General features: G+C 69.6%; 17 protein-coding genes. 6 read left to right on the top strand and 11 right to left on the bottom strand.

Features of this window, described 5'->3' with window-relative positions; all coding sequences use genetic code 11:
* Positions 1-199 precede the first annotated feature (199 nt).
* From ACQP2O_RS04375 to ACQP2O_RS04365, 3 genes are read left to right on the top strand one after another with little or no spacing between them, the layout of a single operon-like run.
* Positions 200-5,509 (top strand): hypothetical protein, encoded by a 5,310-nt coding sequence (locus tag ACQP2O_RS04375; RefSeq protein ID WP_433180101.1) that lies wholly within the window; start codon positions 200-202, stop codon positions 5,507-5,509.
* Between the two features lie 36 nt (positions 5,510-5,545).
* Positions 5,546-5,872, top strand: coding sequence for a hypothetical protein (locus tag ACQP2O_RS04370; protein WP_433180100.1), 327 nt, complete (start codon positions 5,546-5,548; stop codon positions 5,870-5,872).
* Between the two features lie 3 nt (positions 5,873-5,875).
* On the top strand, positions 5,876-6,682 hold the full coding sequence (locus ACQP2O_RS04365) for a hypothetical protein (RefSeq protein ID WP_433180099.1): 807 nt from the start codon (positions 5,876-5,878) through the stop codon (positions 6,680-6,682).
* 57 nt (positions 6,683-6,739) lie between these two features.
* On the opposite strand, the gene ACQP2O_RS04360 is transcribed toward ACQP2O_RS04365, so the two are convergent.
* From ACQP2O_RS04360 to ACQP2O_RS04320, 9 genes are all read right to left on the bottom strand, one after another.
* Entirely contained in the window at positions 6,740-7,048 is a 309-nt protein-coding gene (locus ACQP2O_RS04360) for a DUF1416 domain-containing protein (RefSeq protein ID WP_433180097.1), read from the bottom strand.
* 41 nt (positions 7,049-7,089) lie between these two features.
* Positions 7,090-7,929, bottom strand: a complete 840-nt coding sequence (locus ACQP2O_RS04355) for a sulfurtransferase (RefSeq protein WP_433180095.1) — start codon at positions 7,927-7,929, stop codon at positions 7,090-7,092.
* 82 nt (positions 7,930-8,011) lie between these two features.
* Positions 8,012-8,434, bottom strand: coding sequence for a DUF4395 domain-containing protein (locus tag ACQP2O_RS04350; RefSeq protein WP_433180093.1), 423 nt, complete (start codon positions 8,432-8,434; stop codon positions 8,012-8,014).
* Positions 8,435-8,489: 55 nt separating this feature from the next.
* Positions 8,490-8,573, bottom strand: a complete 84-nt coding sequence (locus tag ACQP2O_RS04345; protein ID WP_364393238.1) for a putative leader peptide — start codon at positions 8,571-8,573, stop codon at positions 8,490-8,492.
* A gap of 149 nt (positions 8,574-8,722) precedes the next feature.
* A complete protein-coding gene (locus ACQP2O_RS04340; protein WP_433180091.1) occupies positions 8,723-9,139 on the bottom strand; it encodes a thioredoxin family protein in 417 nt (138 codons plus the stop codon).
* A 205-nt stretch (positions 9,140-9,344) separates the two neighbouring features.
* Positions 9,345-10,055: a zf-HC2 domain-containing protein gene (locus ACQP2O_RS04335; protein ID WP_433180089.1), complete on the bottom strand. Its 711-nt coding sequence runs from the start codon at positions 10,053-10,055 to the stop codon at positions 9,345-9,347.
* Positions 10,052-10,567, bottom strand: a complete 516-nt coding sequence (locus ACQP2O_RS04330) for a sigma-70 family RNA polymerase sigma factor (RefSeq protein ID WP_360887961.1) — start codon at positions 10,565-10,567, stop codon at positions 10,052-10,054. Before ACQP2O_RS04330 ends, ACQP2O_RS04335 begins: the two co-directional genes overlap by 4 nt.
* Before the next feature lie 34 nt (positions 10,568-10,601).
* Complete coding sequence (locus ACQP2O_RS04325) at positions 10,602-11,306, bottom strand: LmeA family phospholipid-binding protein (RefSeq protein ID WP_433180087.1); 705 nt, start codon at positions 11,304-11,306, stop codon at positions 10,602-10,604.
* A 108-nt stretch (positions 11,307-11,414) separates the two neighbouring features.
* Positions 11,415-11,669: a MoaD/ThiS family protein gene (locus ACQP2O_RS04320; RefSeq protein ID WP_433180085.1), complete on the bottom strand. Its 255-nt coding sequence runs from the start codon at positions 11,667-11,669 to the stop codon at positions 11,415-11,417.
* 137 nt (positions 11,670-11,806) lie between these two features.
* On the opposite strand from ACQP2O_RS04320, the gene ACQP2O_RS04315 reads away from it, so the two are divergent.
* Positions 11,807-12,517, top strand: a complete 711-nt coding sequence (locus ACQP2O_RS04315) for a winged helix-turn-helix transcriptional regulator (protein WP_360887521.1) — start codon at positions 11,807-11,809, stop codon at positions 12,515-12,517.
* 82 nt (positions 12,518-12,599) lie between these two features.
* Here ACQP2O_RS04315 and ACQP2O_RS04310 read toward each other — a convergent pair whose 3' ends face one another.
* Both ACQP2O_RS04310 and ACQP2O_RS04305 read right to left on the bottom strand, forming a co-directional pair.
* Positions 12,600-12,917 carry a hypothetical protein gene (locus ACQP2O_RS04310; RefSeq protein ID WP_433180083.1) on the bottom strand — a complete coding sequence of 106 codons (318 nt, stop codon included), beginning with the start codon at positions 12,915-12,917 and terminating at the stop codon, positions 12,600-12,602.
* Positions 12,918-12,968: 51 nt separating this feature from the next.
* On the bottom strand, positions 12,969-13,763 hold the full coding sequence (locus ACQP2O_RS04305) for a hypothetical protein (RefSeq protein ID WP_433180081.1): 795 nt from the start codon (positions 13,761-13,763) through the stop codon (positions 12,969-12,971).
* Between the two features lie 118 nt (positions 13,764-13,881).
* Between ACQP2O_RS04305 and mshD the strand changes: the two genes are divergently transcribed.
* Positions 13,882-14,778 (top strand): mycothiol synthase, encoded by an 897-nt coding sequence (gene mshD / locus ACQP2O_RS04300; protein ID WP_433190926.1) that lies wholly within the window; start codon positions 13,882-13,884, stop codon positions 14,776-14,778.
* A 201-nt stretch (positions 14,779-14,979) separates the two neighbouring features.
* Entirely contained in the window at positions 14,980-16,080 is a 1,101-nt protein-coding gene (gene pstS, locus ACQP2O_RS04295; protein ID WP_433180079.1) for a phosphate ABC transporter substrate-binding protein PstS, read from the top strand.
* Positions 16,081-16,165: the final 85 nt, after the last annotated feature.

Raw genomic sequence — 16,165 nt, 5'->3', positions numbered from 1 at the left:
TCAGGCGTTTCTCAAGGGCAGTGAGGGGTCGGCGGGTTTTGGTGCGGCGCGGGATGGGTGTTTGGCGGCGCTTGAGGATGCGGTGAATCTGGTGCGGGCGACCGGTGGGATGTTGGTGGTGGCCGGTCAGCAGTACCAGTTGGCGGAGTCAGCGTCCACGGTGGGTGGGGACATTCCGAAGGGCGCCGATCATGATGCGGTGGCGGCCAAGGATCCGTATCGGAGGCCGGAGGCTGATTTCAACGGGGTGGCCGGGGAGTTCGATGAGCTGCCGGGGATCGTGCAGCAGGGCTTGTTCTTCCTGGAGATGCTGGTCGGGGGATGTCAGTGGCCGGACGGGAGCATGGACGGCCTGGCTCGGATGCAGTCGGCGTTGTCGGCGTGTGCGAATGCGGTGGGTCAGGCTGCGGGTGAGTTGGATGATCACGCCGGTGCGGTGACGAGCTTGAATGCCGGTGAAGCGACGGACAAGTTCAAGACGTTCGCTCAGGCGTTGTCGGGTGGGGGTGAGCTCGGGGGCCTGCGGTTCCTGGAAGGGACGTTGCAGGGGCTGGCCTCCTGGGTGGAGGGGTTGCAGGCGCAGAAGCGGGCGGCGCGGTTGCAGTTCGAGCTTTCGTGTGCGTTCGTGGTCATCACGATGGCGATCGGGTTCGCCTGGTCGTGGATCACCGCCGGTGCCTCAGAGGCCGCGGCGATCGGGGCTTCGGAGGCCGAAGGGTTCGCGCTGAAGACGTTCCTGCAGCGGATCGCGGTGTGGGCGGGTCAGCATCAGGTGTTGTCCGGTGCGCTGGTGGGTGCCTGGTTCGGCGGGGGGATGGACGCCGCCGGTCAGTACGCCCGGATTCATGAGGGGGTGCAGAAGGGCTGGAATTGGGGGGAGTTCGGTAAATCGGTGGGGATGGGCGCGGTCGCCGGTGGGGTGATGGGGTTGGCGGGGCGTGCGGTGGCGCGGCAGGCCAATCCGTTGACGACGAAGCTGGCCGATTGGATGGGCGCGCCGGGGATGAAGGGCGTGGGTGCCCGGTTCGGGTTCGCGGGCACCACCGGCACCGCGGGGAACCTGGCCAGTCAGGCGATCTTCGATCCGAATCACATGAATGTCGGTCAGGCGGCCGCGTTCGGGTTCGGCATGGCCGGATTCGGAGGCGCCAAAGAACTCGGCCAACACGTCGCGGGCCGGTTCGGCGGCGGCTCGCAGGGCGACGGCTCGGCACCCGGCGGCGGGTCGCCGCCGGACCCGCAGACCTCCCAGAACAAACCTCTCAACCGCGACGACAATCCACCCCCTCCTGGTGGCGGTGGAGGCGGCGGCCGCACCCTGCCCCCCGGAGGCACCACCGAAAGCGGCGCCACGACCGGCACCGGCCCGCACGGCACCGCACTGGCCGGCAGCCACGAAACCCCCAGCGGCGGTACGGGCCGACTGCCCGACACCCCGCTCACGGGCGGCCAGGACAGGCCGATCACCAGCGGCAACAACGGCGGTGACCTGGGCGGCACAAGTGGCCCCGACCGCGGGCAGGCCGCACCAGGCCAACCCGGCCCGGCCGTGCTCCCGGCACGACCCGGCGAGACCGGCCCCGTCGCCGCCCGCCCCGGCGAACCGACACGCCCGAGCATCGCCGAGATACTGAACCGCGACAGCCGGACCGCCACCACCCCCGGCCGCCCCGAGAACCCGGCCGGCAACACCCCCCGCCCCGGCGAGACCCGCCCAGGATCCGGACAGGGCACCAAGCCAGGCGAAAACGGCAACGGCACCAAACCCGGCGAGGAACCCAACGCCACCAAGCCGAGCGAGAACAGCAACGCCACAAGACCAGGTGAAGGACCCACGGGCGGCCAGCCCCGGCCCGTCGACTCGCGCGCTACCACAGCCGAAACCCCCACTGGCGGCGGCACGGGCAGGCTGCCCGACTCACCGCTGACGGGCGGCCAGGACAGGCCGATCACCAGCGGCAACAACGGCGGTGACCTGGGCGGCACAAGTGGCCCCGACCGCGGGCAGGCCGCACCAGGCCAACCCGGCCCGGCCGTGCTCCCGCCGCGACCCGGCGAGACCGGCCCCGTCGCCGCCCGCCCCGGCGAACCGACACGCCCGAGCATCGCCGAGATACTGAACCGCGACAGCCGGACCGCCACCACCCCCGGCCGCCCCGAGAACCCGGCCGGCAACACCCCCCGCCCCGGCGAGACCCGCCCAGGAATCACGCCCGCCGAGCACGGGCCACGCGGCGCCGACCTACGGCGATCGACGCCGGCCGGCGAGCCGGATCCTGCCATTTCGGCGGACGGTGCCGGTCATACCGATCAGGTCGGTGATCACTGGGCGGACGATCTCGACGGCGGCTTCGATGTCCTCGGAGACCTTCCACCGCACCAGAGGGACGCCGTCGAGCGGCTCCTGGACGACGATGGCGTCCGCCGCCTGAACGAGGCGCTGGCCAGCGACGACCCCCACGTACGCGCCGAGGCGCAGGCGTGGGCCCGGGACGCGAGTGAGGGACTGGGAGCCCTTCCGGCCGCCGAACGACAGACTGTCTACCACTACACGTCGCTGCCGGCCGACCGGCTGGCCGAGTTGGTCCCCGGCGCCGACGTGACGATGCACGGCATGCTGGACACGGCCTCGATTCACACTCCAGCCCACGGTCACCCGGTGGAGATTGTGATCCACTCTCGAAGCGGAGCCGACGTCTCGATCCTCACCGGCCGCGACCAGGTCGTCTTCAGGCCGGAAACGCGCTTCCGCGTCCTGGCCGAAGAGCACATCGAACTGCCCCTGGACAGCGCGCACGATAACGTCCAGCCGATCCATCGAATCTTCGTCGCCGAGCTCCCGTCGGACGGCACGCCGCTGCCGGGGACCACCGGGCACCCGGACACCGCGATGCATCCGCAGCCCATGGACCAGCGATTGCGGAATGTCTACGACATCGCCCGTGAGGAGACCCCAGCAGGCGTCGCCTACTTCCACCCGGACGATCAGTCGCACGCGGCTCTGGTGATGGCGGCGAACCAGACCACCCCCGTGGACGGAGTCTTCACCCTCGACCTGCACGCGAACTCCTCGAACGGGCGAGCGGGCACGGAGCCTCTGACCGGCCGGGACATCGCGACCCTGCTGAGCCACGAGCCCAGGTTCGCCGAGGCACCTGGTCACCCGGACGGTGACGGCCGACCGGTTGTCCTGCGCTCTCTGGGGTGCCGCAGCGGGCAGGGGATGCGTCCGCTGGCACAGGAGATCGCCAACGAGACCGGCCGCATCGTCATCGCTCCCGACAACGAGGTGTGGGTCGACTCGAACGGCAGCCCGCAGGTCAGCGCTCCGAGCGTCGGTGCCGACGGTCGTCCCATTCCGATGCGCTTTCCTCCGGAGGGCGCGTGGCGGATCTTCATTCCCGAAGACGGCAGAGTCCTTCCGCAGGGCCACGAGCCGGCGCCCGGCGGGCGCGAGGGCGGCGAGACACCGGGGCACGGCCCGACCACCGACCTGCCGCGCGAACCGCAGCCGACCCGTCCCGATGGGCCACCCTCCGGTCCGCGCGAACCGCAGCCGGCTCGTCCTGATGAGCCGCCGCCCCATCCGCACGAGCTGCGCCGGAACGCACCCGAGGACGGAGCGCCGTCAGGGCACGGTGAGCCCCCGGCCGCCACGGACCCGCACGCTCAGCGCCGCGAGGAACTCGCCCAGAGCGTCGCTACCGGCATCGACCATCCCCACACCAGGGTCCTCGGCCACGCCGACACCCCCTCGAGTCACTTCCCCACGATGGCCAAACAGGTAGAGCTCGTCACCTTCAACGACGGGACGCACGCGGTCCGCAAGGAGATGAGGGTCGGCTGGGAGGATCAGGCCGACCGCGAGGAACTCGGCGCGCTGGTCGGTGGCGCCGTCGAAGCGCCGGTGCCACGCGTGTACCGGGAGAGCGACCGTGTCCTTTACATGGACTACATCGAGGGCGACTCCGCGTTCGTCCAGCATCCGACCAGCTGGGACCCTTCGGACTTGGACCATCTCGGCTATCAGAACACCCGTGGCGGCAAGCTCCTCGGTCTCCTCGACCTCCTGATCCAAAACTCCGATCGACACAACCGCAACTGGATCATCACCGATGGGGACGTCTTTGGAATCGACCACAATCTGGCCTTCCACGGAAGAGACGTCGACACCACCGCTAACTCGTTCTCCGCGCATTTCGCGGATCTGAAAAGAGTCAGCGAGGGGCACTACGAATTCGACTGGAAGCCCAACGATCTGTCCCCAAGCGATGCCGCGCTGATCAGGGGCCGGCTCGAAGCGCTACGTCCGGAATTCGAACGGCTCGGACACGGAGACGACTGGTACGACGGCATGATGCGCCGTTTCGCGCACATCGAGGAGAACGCCCGGGGAGAGACTTCTCTTCTGGCCTCCGATGAGGCCCCCGCCGAGCCGCGGGCCGCCGATGACCTCCCGACCGCCCGACCAGACTCCACTCCGGTTCGTGACTCCGCGGATCCGTTCAACGAGAACCGAGACGACGGGGATGACGGGCCGACCGCGCCCGCAGCCCCACCGAGGCCGAAGGGCCCCCAAGACCCTGTCGACGGCGGCTCGGCCCTCCGGCCGGACGAGACTGACGGGCGCTCTCCCGACCAGGACGGCGTCACCGACCACCAACTCGGCAGGAGCGATGAGCCCGCTCATCGCACCTCAGCGGAGCCGGACCGATTCGCCGAATGGGGGGATCGCGCCGACGCCATCCGGCAGGCCCTGCCCCCGGATGGCCTGCCGCACGATGGCAACCTGCGGGACATCGTGCAGTCAACGCCCGACATGTCCCCGGTCCACCCCGACGTCCGACAGTGGATTGATGACGCCCTATCGTTCGAACACCCGGCGAGCGGCCTGCGTCTCTCGATCGACGAGGTCGGTGTCTTCGGCGACCAGGCGATAATCAGTGGCGAGTTCTTCGATCGCGCCGGACAGCCGCAAGGCGTCCTGGTACTCGAGTTCCACGCCAAGCCGGACCGGGATCCCTACATGAAGATCGGCCTGGTGGAGCTGTACGGGGATAACCAAGGACGCGGGATCGGCGTCGACCTGATGGACCGGGTGGAGAACCTGCTCATCGCTCAGGATGTTCCGGAGATCACGCTCTGGGCCAACATCGACATCGGCGGATATGCCTGGGTCCTGTATGGATTCGACTTCGACAGCAGGCTCCCCTTCTCGGAGAGCGGCCTGCCAGGGGTCGTCGAGGCGGTGAACGATCACGTCGACTCTGGCTGGATGTCCCCCGAGGGACTCCGGCAGTGGGCGGCAATGGCCGACCGGGCGACTCCCGAGGCATGGGGGACCCCCGGGAGGATCACCGCGTACGAGATCAGCCGGCTGGGCTGGGAGAATCGACGACCCGATACGGACGGCCGCATGACCTGGGACGGCAAGGAGATCTTGCGCGGTACCGGATGGGCGGGCGTCCGCTTCCTCGAACCGCCCGAGCCACGGACGGATGGGGAATGAACTCCGGCCGAGGACAGGTACGGGAGGTGAGAAGCCGTGATCACTCCGGAAAGGCTTGAACGCGAACGGAGGAAGGCCCTTAGCCGTCTTGCGGAACTGCACCGGCAATGGGCACGGCGGTACGGCGACGTCGCTCCGTTCAACACCGAACATGCCAGCCCGGGCCCACGAGGCACCGACTACGCGTTGCACCACGTGGACGCGTCGGCGACCGCGGAGCAGGAAGAAGAGTTCCAGCGGCTCGCCGCCGAGGCTATGCGTCCGTACCAGGAGATGGCTGAGGAATACGCTCGCCAGCAACGTGAAGGCGGCACGGCCGAACCGGGGAACGATGCTCGGGATGGCGCAGGAGGCGATACTTAGACCATGGCAGCGCCAGAAGTGCTCGCGGTCCTGAACGTACGCGACGGCCGTCAGATCGGGACGATCGAGCTGACGGCCGACGGCGAGCTGCTCGCTGCTCCCCGAGGTATCCGCCGGATGGTCGAGCGGATGTCGGAGGTTTACGGGTGGGGCCCGCGGGAGGCGTTCGACGGGCTTCACGGGTGGAGCGACGGCTACCTCGAGATCGTCGCGACGGTGCCCGTCGCGCGGGCGTTCGACGGTGCCGACCCGGAGACCGGTGAGCCGTACTTCGACGCCGACCACCCGGTCGTCGACGACGACGCCGAGCGTCGGCGGCTGGCGGACTACCTGAGGGCCGGCCGTCCCATCCTGTCCACCACCGCCCTCGAGATCGACCGGGTGGACCGCTCCCGCGGCGAGGTGGTGCCGCTGAGCTTCCGGACCGACGGCAGCTGGACCTGGACCGACACGGTCACCTACTACCTGGAAACCCACGGCCTCGCACCCGACCCCGAACTCCGCGCGCACATCGCCGCCGCGCGATACGACTGCCCGGAGGTCGACGACGCCTCGACCGAACGGGCGCTGAGACACCTCTATCGCTCATCGGGCGGCGAACGGCAGGCGCCGCCGACCGCCGACGCCGCCGGCGGCGGCGGTTCCCCCGCATTCACCGTCTCCGGCGACCCGGCACCACCGCCGATCACGTTGAAGAGCGGCGACGGCACCCTCAACGTGGCACCCAACCTCACGCCCGAGGAGTTCGAAATCCTGGAGCGCATGCGGCGTGGCCTACGAGATCGGCCTTCGGGCGACCAACCGGCCTAGAACGATAAAAATCCCGCCGCCACGCGAGCGTGACGGCGGGACCTTTGGTCGCTGTGGCTAGATGGCGACCTCGAGCTTGGCGACCTCGCCGATCTGGGCGGTCACCTGCGAGTCGAGGCTGACGCCGCCCGGGGCGAGCACTCGGATCGTCCAGTCGCCGGGCGCGGCGAAGAAGCGGAAGACCCCTTCGTCGCTGGTGACGACCTCACCGGTGAACTCCCCGGTCGCGTCGAGCAGGCGTGCGTAGGCGCCGGGCACCGGCGCGCCCTCGCGTACGACCGTGCCCTGGATGACCGCTTCGTTCGCCAGGTCGACCGTGGCCGGCAGGCTCGCCGTCTGGGCTGGAGCTCCGCAACTGTCGCTCATTTGTTCCTCCTTGGGATGCGCGTCCTTGTGCCGACGATCGGCTACTTGGCGTCGCCGAGCTCGATCGGCACGCCCACGAGCGAGCCGTACTCGGTCCAGGAGCCGTCGTAGTTCTTGACGTCGGGCAGGCCCAGCAGCTCGTGCAGGGCGAACCAGGTGTGCGACGAGCGCTCACCGATGCGGCAGTAGGCGATGGTCGGCTTCGACAGGTCGACGCCGGCCTCTTCGTACAGCTTCTGGAGCTCCTCGTCGGACTTGAAGGTGCCGTCGTCGTTGGCCGCCTTCGACCACGGGATGTTGCGCGCGGTCGGGACGTGGCCGGCCCGCTGCGCCTGCTCCTGCGGCAGGTGCGCGGGAGCGAGGAGCTTGCCGGAGAACTCGTCGGGCGAGCGGACGTCCACGAGGTTCTTCGTGCTGATGGCGTCGACGACCTCGTCGCGGAACGCGCGGATCGTCAGGTCCTGCTCCTGGGCGACGTAGTCCGTCTTCGGCCGCGACGGGACCGCCTCGACGAGCTCCCGGGAGTCCAGCTCCCACTTCTTGCGGCCGCCGTCGAGCAGCTTGACGTTCTGGTGCCCGTACAGCCGGAAGTACCAGTACGCGTACGCGGCGAACCAGTTGTTGTTGCCCCCGTACAGGATCACGAGGTCGTCGCCGGCGATGCCCTTCCCGGAGAGAAGGTTCTCGAATCCGGTCTTGTCGACGAAGTCACGGCGGACCGGGTCCTGGAGTTCGGTCCTCCAGTCGATGCGGACGGCGCCACGGATGTGGCCCTTCTCATAGGCGCTGGTGTCCTCGTCGACCTCGACGAGGACGACACCCGGGTCGTCGAGGTGAGCCTGCACCCAGTCGGAATCGACCAGGACGTCGGAGCGGCTCATGCGTTGGTCCTCCTTGGTGGAGTCGGCGGATCGTTCTTCGGGTGTTCGTGGCAGGGGCCGTGTTGTTGGGAAAGAACCCGGCCTACGGTGCGGCTCGCCTCGGAGCGAGCCGCCGGATCAGCAGATAAGCCTCACAGCCCAGGCAGAACCCGAAGGCGGCGTTGAGGACCGCCGCGACGAGTGCGAACGCCGTCGCGGTCATACCCAGCGCCGGAACCTTCGCGACGTATCCGAACACCCCGATGAGGGCGAACGCCGCTCCTACTCCCTGTGCGAAGCGCGGCGGCGCCTCCGGCTCGAGCTCACGGGGAACACCGAGCCGGGGTCGGACGAGCGCCTGGTAGATCAGGCCGTACGGGGCGTTGCGGAGACCGAAGACGACTCCGACGAGGAACACGACGGCCTGGGCCGCCAGTAGCAACCAACTACTGCTCACAAGGACGACGATCAAGACGATTGCGGTGAGGGTCGCGCCGAAACGCTGACCCCGTGGGTCGACCTGCATCGGCTGATGCTCCTGGTGACTGCGGTGGTGCGACGGGCTGGACGGGCTAACTGCCTCAGGCCGCAGGACAGAGCGCGGTGGCGACGCGGCAGAAATCGACCGCCCGTCGCTTCGTCAGCAGCTCTGTCCAGGAACGCACGGACACGATGGTAAGCGGCGTCTCGCTCTTCGTAAAACCCCATCTCGACCATCGAGACGTGAAACACTCCCCCAGGACGCCCCAGGACCTGCGCGGACGCCAGCGGAAGGATCTTGAATCCGCGGGCCGCCAAGGGCTCGGGACGGACCTCACGCGACGGCCTCACCGACGGCGGCGATGATGTCGGCCTTGCGAGGCAGGCCGGAGCCTCGGCGGACGATCCGGCCGGAGCCGTCGAGTACGAAGACGGTCGGGGTGCGCAGGACGTTCAGGCGCCGTACGAGGTCGAGGTTGGCTTCCGCGTCGAGCTCCACGTGCGCCACGCCGTCGACCATGCCGGCCACCTCGCCGAGGACCCGCCGGGTCGCGCGGCAGGGCGCGCAGAAGGCCGAGGAGAACTGCACCAGGGTCGCCCGGTCGCCGAGGTCGGCACCGAGCTCGGCGGCGTCGAGACGCTCCACGTCATCATCCTTCCGCGCGCGCAGCACACCATTGCGGTGCCGCCAGATCAGGCCGAACACCATGGCAAGGATGAGCGCCGCCACCGCGACGTATACGCCTGTCATCACCTGTCACAAAGGCGCGCACCGCCCCCGGCATTCCCGCGGCCTCGCCGCCCGGCCCGTCTCCGGTCCCTGCGGTCCCACGGCTCGGCTCTTCTCCGGGCGTTCTCACGGGTCTCCGCGATCCCGATCCTCGGCCTGTCGCCGCGTTCTCACGGGTCTGCGCGCCCCCGCTCCTCGGTCTGTCCCCCGGGCATTCCTGCGGATCTCAGACCGGCACGCTGAGCAGCCGTTTGCCGTCGACGGTGCGGACCTCCACGGCGGCGATCCGGTCTCGGGGGATCATGGAGGATCCGGCGAACTCGGCGGGCCCCTCGTACTCCACGTGCCAGCCTCCCGCGACGTCCCGCTGCCCGTTCCGGTCGACGGCGACCAGCCGGCATCGGGACCCCGCCGGCGCCCCGGTCAGGCGGACCGTGAAGGCCGTCCCCCACTCCTTGGACCACATGGTGATCCGCGCGCTGACGCCCGTCGCGGCGTCCTTGCCCTGCACGGTCGTGCCACCGGCCACCGTCGGGCCGGGCGTGGCCGTCCAGCCGGGGGTGGGTGTGGCGACCGGCCGGTCCGCGCCGAGCCGGAGGCCTCCCGCGACCCCCGCCGCTCCCGTGATCACGGCGGCGGCCGCGGCCACCGCCAGCCACCTGCGGCTCCGGCGGTCCCGGGCCCGATGCTCGCCGGCGGCGCGGCCGAGCATCGACTCGAGCAGTTCGTGCGGTGGAGCGGCGACCTGCGCGATCTGCTCCTCGGTCACCCGGCCCAGTAGGGCGGGCAGGCCCGCCAGGCCCGCCAGTTCGTCGCGGCACCGACGGCAGTGGCTCAGGTGGGCGTCGACCACGGCGCGTTCGGCCGGGTCGATGGCGCCCAGGACGTACACCCCGAGCAACGCTCTGAGATCGGCGCATTGGGTGTTCCGCATCATGGCGCCAACCCCCGTTCCTCCAATGCAAGCTTCAGCGCCCGCAGCGCGTAGTACGTCCGTGACTTGACCGTCCCGGGCGGTATTCCGAGGACCGCCGCCGTCTCGGCGACCGAACGTCCGCGGTAGTACGTCTCGACCAGGACGGCCCGGTGCTCGACGCTGAGGTCCGCGAGCGCCTCGGCGACCGTCCACGACTCGAGGGCACGGTCGATGTCGTCGCCGGCCGGCACGGCGGCGAGTGCCTCCTCACCGGTCTCCGGCGGCCTGGATCTTCGCGCCCGGTGCCCGTCCACGACGAGGTTGCGGGCGACCGTGAACAGCCAGGGCCGTACGGGACGGCCGACCAGCGCGCCCGGATGACGCCAGGCACGGAGCAGCGTCTCCTGGACGATGTCCTCGGCCTGCTGGCGGTCGCCGCCGGTCAGCCGCAGGACGTAGCCCAGAAGCGGCCCACCGTGCTCCGCGTACAGTGCGCGCAGCAGCCGATCGTCCGCAGTCGGTCCCACACTCAGAACACGTACGACGGGGACGGAAGGTTCACACCGATCAGTGGACGTTCAGGCTCGAAAGTTTGACGTTCTGTGCGGTGGTCGATACGCGCAGGCCCTCGGGCTTGACCTGGACGTCACTGATCCGTGTGCCCAGCGGGAGGCCCTTGACGGGCATCGTGAAGGTGAACGCCTGCCGGACGAGGCCGACCGGCACGGCCATGCCGCCCGCCTTGACCGTCTGCGGGACCACGCGGATGCTCCGGCCGGAGGGTTGCACCGTCACGGTCGCGGTGACGGTCTGCGTGACGCCCAGCACGGTGTACGGGCCGCGTACCTGCAGGTCGGATCCCTTGGCCGAGACCTTCATGTGGTTCGGCGCCTGCTTGTTCACGTCGTCGTAGCCGATGGTCGCCGTGGAGGTCGCGGTGTCGGCGACCATCTTCGAGGCGTCGCCGTGCATCGCGTCGGACATCGGCGCGGTGACGCCCTTCAGCGCGACCGTCGTGTCGGTGAGCCGTACCCCTTGCTCGGTGAGCTCGCCGACGTTGACGTCGATCTCGTCGTACCGACCGTCGAGCGCCTGGGTGAGGAACGGGAAGCCCTTGATGGACACCTTGGGGGTGTGGTCGAGCGTGTACTGCGCACGGACGTTCTTGGCGATCTCGTTCTGCGCCACCCGGCGGCCGATGATGTCGCCGGCGACGAAGACGCCGCCGAGCACGACCAGCAGAATCAGGCAGGTCACCAGTGCTTTGCGCATGTCTCTCCCGATCGGCGGTTGCTGATCACCCTATCGAGGGCGCGGCCTCCGTCGAATCACACCGAATAGTGACATCGGCCGGGGCCCCGATCGGTCGCGAGGACCACCTCACCCGCCCGCGAACGGGGGCAGGACCTCGACCGTGCCGCCTTCTGGCAGCGCGATGCCAGCGGGGTCCCTCGTGCCGACCGGAGCGCCGTCCACCAGGAAGGAACTGCGGGCGAGCACCCGTTCGAAGTCCGCCCCCCGCCCGGCCGAGGCGGCTGCCAGCGCCTCCGCCAGAGTGGCGGCGTCATAGGGCTCCTCCGCGGTCCCCGCCGCCGCGCGAGCGGCGGCCCAGTACCTGATCAGGCCCTTCGCCATGTTCTTTCTCCCGTGGTCTACACCACTCCGGTAGTGAGCTCTTTCCCTCTGTCCGATATCCTCGCCTACTAGGGATCCGGGCAGCGTCGCCCTCGGATCCTCGACGTCTTTTTGGGGCCGCCAGATCGGGAGGCCGTATGAGTAGCCTGTTGTTGCTGACCAACGTGCTCGAACCCTCTGACGAGGTCCTGCCCGCCCTGGGCCTGCTTTTGCACTCCGTTCGCGTCGCGCCGGCGGAGGGTTCGGCCCTCATCGACGCGCCTCCGTGCGACCTGGTGCTCGTGGATGCGCGCCGGGACCTCGCCCAGGCCAAGAGCCTCTGCCGTCTCCTGCGCACCACCGGTCTCGACGCTCCACTGATCGCGATCGTCACCGAAGGCGGACTCGCCGCGCTCACTCCGGAATGGGGGCTGGACGACGTCTTCCTCCAGACCGCCGGACCGGCCGAGGTCGAGGCGCGGATCCGGCTGGCGCTGGGAAGAGTGGCCGCCGCCGAGCCCGAGGACGTGCCCGGGGAGATCCGCAGCGGCGAGCTGACGATCGACGAGGCGACGTACACCGCGCGGCTGCGCGGGCGCGTGCTCGACCTGACCTTCAAGGAGTTCGAGCTGCTCAAGTACCTCGCACAGCACCCAGGCCGGGTCTTCACCCGCGCCCAACTGCTGCAGGAGGTCTGGGGCTACGACTACTTCGGCGGCACCCGGACCGTGGACGTCCACGTCCGGCGCCTGCGGGCCAAGCTCGGCGCCGAGTACGAGTCGCTCATTGGAACGGTGCGAAACGTCGGCTACCGCTTCGTCGCCGACCACCGGCCGCCCACAGAGGAAGAGGTGCCCGCCCACCACTGAGCCCGGCCCGGTGTGGGTCAGCGCGGCGCGTCCTGACCGGGCGTCTCCGGCGGCGGTGAGGACGGCCAGGGCCGTCGCTCGGTCAGCTCGGCTGCGTCCAGCCGCTTCCGGCAGCCGACGGACCGGGGTTCTGTGGGGACGACGGCGCGCCGTACGGGTCACCCGGCTGCTGAGAGGAATATCCGGCCGGGGCGTACGGACCGCCCGGCGGGTTTGATGACGGGCCGTACGGCCCGTATCCCGGTGGGAAGGACGGTTGCTGAGTACCGGGGCCGTACGGAGCTCCCGAGGCCGCCTGCCGTTTCCGGTTGTTGTGTCGCACGATCAGGAGGACGACGACGATCTTGATCGCGACGATTACCAGGAACACCACGAGAGGTGCGAAGCCGAAGCGGATCATTTGCCTTCCTCGTCGCGATCGCCGTCACATCGCTCGTACCGGCGGTGGGGCTCAGCGGGAGCCGTACGGGCCGTAGGGAAAGCCCCGTCGGTCGTCTTCGGGCGGAGCATGTCGTGACTCACCGTTCGTGGGTCGGTCGTCGTACGCCGCTCGGTCGTAGGCGTCGTAGGCGGCGGGTGACCCGTACGAGTCGCGGGCGGAGCCGTACGGATCCTGAGACGAGCCGTACGGGTCCGCCGTGGACCAGGACGAGCCCCCGCCGTATTGATCGGCGTCCAGGCCGTACTCGGGCTGAGAGGGCCGCTCCTGCGGGCGTCGCTGGGCGGGGACGTACGGCTCCCAGTCGGAGACGCCGGACGATCCCGACCGGGGCGATGCGTACGGCTCACGCGCGGGGGCGCTGTACGGCTCACGTACGGGCGATCCGTACGGGTCGCTTTCGCGCGTGCCATACGGATCGCGCGGCTCGGAATACGGATCGCTCGCGTGCGTGCCATACGGGTGGGGCTCGGCGTACGGGTCGCCCGCGCGCGTACCAAACGGGTCGCGCGGCTCGGCGTACGTTTCCTGAGGGGCGAATCCGTAAGGGTCGCGGGCCGGCTCGCCGTAGCCGTGGCGGTCAGGGGCCGCCTCCGCGTACGGGTCGTAGGCCGGTCGGTGCGACGGCGCGGGCTCGAGCTCGAGATCGTCGTCCTCGTACCCGGCGTCGTACTCCGCCACGAGCGCCTCGTCCGGGCCGGCGAGCGCCCAGCGGCGCCCCATCATCGCGAGCACGAGAACGAGGAGCAGCACTCCGACGGGCACGGCGAGCACACCGGCCATGATCGGGAGTCCGGGATCGCCCACGACGACCGCCTTCCGCGCAGGTGAGGGCCCGATCGTATGGCACCATGACCCCCCGATGGAACGGGTGCGGACAGATCTTCTGACATCGAGGGTCAGGCGACGGAGGGTTACGCTGCCGATCGTGGACGTAATGGCACGAGAACTGCTGACGGATGACGAGGTCAGGGCCGCGCTGGCGGTCGTGGAGGCGGCGGCCGAGGCCGATGGCGTACGGCCGCTCGGCGAGAGTTCGCTGTTGCGGCTGCGTGACGGCGGCGGCGCGGTGCTCGCCCGCGACGGCGAGGAACTGGCCGGGGTCGGCGTCCTCGACGGCGATGCCGCCGAGTTCGTGGTCCACCCCGCCTTCCGGCGACGAGGGCACGGCCGCGCGCTGGCCACCGCGTTGCTCGAGCGGGCCGGGTCGCTGCGAGTCTGGGCGCACGGGGAGCTGCCGAGTGCGGTGGCGCTGGCCGGTTCGCTCGGCTTCGTACGGTTCCGGGCGCTCTGGACAATGCGGCGGCCTCTCGACACGCCGCTGCCGGAGGTGACGTGGCCGGATGGGGTGCGGCTGCGCACGTTCGACGTGGGCGCGGACGAGGACGCGTGGGTCCGGGTCAACGCGCTCGCCTTCGCGGACCATCCCGAGCAGGGCGCGTGGACCCGCGCGGATCTGGAGCGGCGCGAGCGCGAGCCGTGGTTCTCCCCGGAGGGGTTCTTCCTCGCGGAACGGGACGGCGAGCTGATCGGCTTCCACTGGACCAAGGTCCACGAGGGAGGGGTCGGCGAGGTCTACGTCGTCGGCGTCGATCCGGCGGCGCAGGGACTCGGGCTCGGCCGGGCGCTGACCCTTGCGGGCCTGCACCACCTGAAGGCGCTGGGCCTGCCGACGGTCATGCTCTACGCCGACGAGTCGAATACACCCGCGACCAGCCTCTATGAGAGGCTCGGGTTCGAGCACTTCGCCACCGACGCGATGTACCGCTCCCCGGCCCCCGCGCCCCGCACCAACGCGGCCACGGACGTCGATCGGTTCTGACGGGGCCGCATCCAGGCGTGTTAACCATACGGATGCCGCAAGGAACCCCTTCTTTTGCGAGAAGTCACTACCGCGTTCACCTTCCGTTCATCTGGATCGGAGTGAGTGGTCATCTCTCCTCCTTAGCGTCGGGCATCGACGGTGCCCCCCGACTGGGGACAGCTCGGGGCCCCGCCCGACTAAACCTTGAGGAGAACTTCGGTGATCAACAGCACACGGCTGGCCGCTCTTGGCGGCGTAGCCCTTGCGGGTGCGCTCGCGCTGACCGCGTGCGGTACGGATAACAACAGCGGCAAGAGCAGCACCGGTGGCGGCACGGCCGCGAGCGGTGACTGCGTGAAGACCCAGGTCAACGCCGCCGGGTCGACCGCCCAGGCCAACGCCATCAGCGAGTGGACCAAGGGTTACCAGCAGAACTGCGCCGGGGCGAACCTCAACTACAACGCCAACGGTTCGGGCGCCGGCATCCAGGCCTTCACGCAGGGCCAGGCGGCCTTCGCGGGTTCCGACTCGGCGCTGAAGCCCGAGGAGCACGGCCCGGCCGACGCTCGCTGCAAGACCGGCAAGGCCCTTGACCTGCCGATGGTCGTCGGCCCGATCGCGGTCGTCTACAACCTGAAGGGCGTCGACGGCCTGCAGCTGTCGCCGACCACCCTGGCGAGCATCTTCGCCGGCAAGATCAAGACCTGGGACGACGCCGCGATCAAGAAGGACAACCCGCAGGCGAAGCTCCCGAGCACCAAGATCAGCACGGTGCACCGCGCCGACGACTCCGGCACGACGGACAACTTCACCAAGTTCCTGACCGCCACCGCTCCGGACATCTGGAAGTTCGCGGGTGGCAAGAAGTGGACCGCCCCCGGCGGCCAGGGCGCGACCAAGTCCGACGGCGTCTCCACGGTCGTGAAGCAGACCGACGGCGCGATCTCCTACGCGGAGCTCTCGTACGCGACCAACGGCAAGCTCCAGACCGCGAAGATCGCCAACGGTTCGGGCCAGTTCGTCGAGGTCTCCTCCGACACCGCCTCGAAGGGCGCGGGCGGCGCCACGGTCGCGGGCACCGGCAACGACCTCGCCCTCAAGATCGACTACAAGACCAAGGACGGCTACCCGATCGTCCTGGTGACCTACGAGATCGTCTGCGAGAAGGGCCTTCCCGACCAGCAGGCGAAGTTCGTCAAGTCGTACCTCACCTACACCTCTAGCCAGCAGGGCCAGTCGGTGCTGAGTGGCCTCGGCTACGCGCCACTGCCCGACGCGATCCTGACCAAGGTCCAGGCCGCCGTGAAGGGCCTGTCCTGACCGATCAGAGTGCCGAGCCGGTGCGGGTCACCCGTACCGGCTCGGCCGCATGTTAGTGAAGAGATCTCTATGAACGACAGGGTGA

This window comes from Actinoallomurus sp. CA-150999 (assembly GCF_050942425.1).
Taxonomy (GTDB): domain Bacteria; phylum Actinomycetota; class Actinomycetes; order Streptosporangiales; family Streptosporangiaceae; genus Actinoallomurus.
This window is presented reverse-complemented; position numbering and strand designations above follow the sequence as displayed.

Coding starts and splice junctions, on each gene's coding strand:
- ACQP2O_RS04365 (WP_433180099.1), top strand. CDS start 5,876: ATGGCAGCGCCAGAAGTGCTCGCGGTCCTGAACGTACGCGACGGCCGT.
- ACQP2O_RS04360 (WP_433180097.1), bottom strand. CDS start 7,048: ATGAGCGACAGTTGCGGAGCTCCAGCCCAGACGGCGAGCCTGCCGGCC.
- ACQP2O_RS04355 (WP_433180095.1), bottom strand. CDS start 7,929: ATGAGCCGCTCCGACGTCCTGGTCGATTCCGACTGGGTGCAGGCTCAC.
- ACQP2O_RS04350 (WP_433180093.1), bottom strand. CDS start 8,434: ATGCAGGTCGACCCACGGGGTCAGCGTTTCGGCGCGACCCTCACCGCA.
- ACQP2O_RS04340 (WP_433180091.1), bottom strand. CDS start 9,139: ATGACAGGCGTATACGTCGCGGTGGCGGCGCTCATCCTTGCCATGGTG.
- ACQP2O_RS04335 (WP_433180089.1), bottom strand. CDS start 10,055: ATGATGCGGAACACCCAATGCGCCGATCTCAGAGCGTTGCTCGGGGTG.
- ACQP2O_RS04325 (WP_433180087.1), bottom strand. CDS start 11,306: ATGCGCAAAGCACTGGTGACCTGCCTGATTCTGCTGGTCGTGCTCGGC.
- ACQP2O_RS04320 (WP_433180085.1), bottom strand. CDS start 11,669: ATGGCGAAGGGCCTGATCAGGTACTGGGCCGCCGCTCGCGCGGCGGCG.
- ACQP2O_RS04315 (WP_360887521.1), top strand. CDS start 11,807: ATGAGTAGCCTGTTGTTGCTGACCAACGTGCTCGAACCCTCTGACGAG.
- ACQP2O_RS04310 (WP_433180083.1), bottom strand. CDS start 12,917: ATGATCCGCTTCGGCTTCGCACCTCTCGTGGTGTTCCTGGTAATCGTC.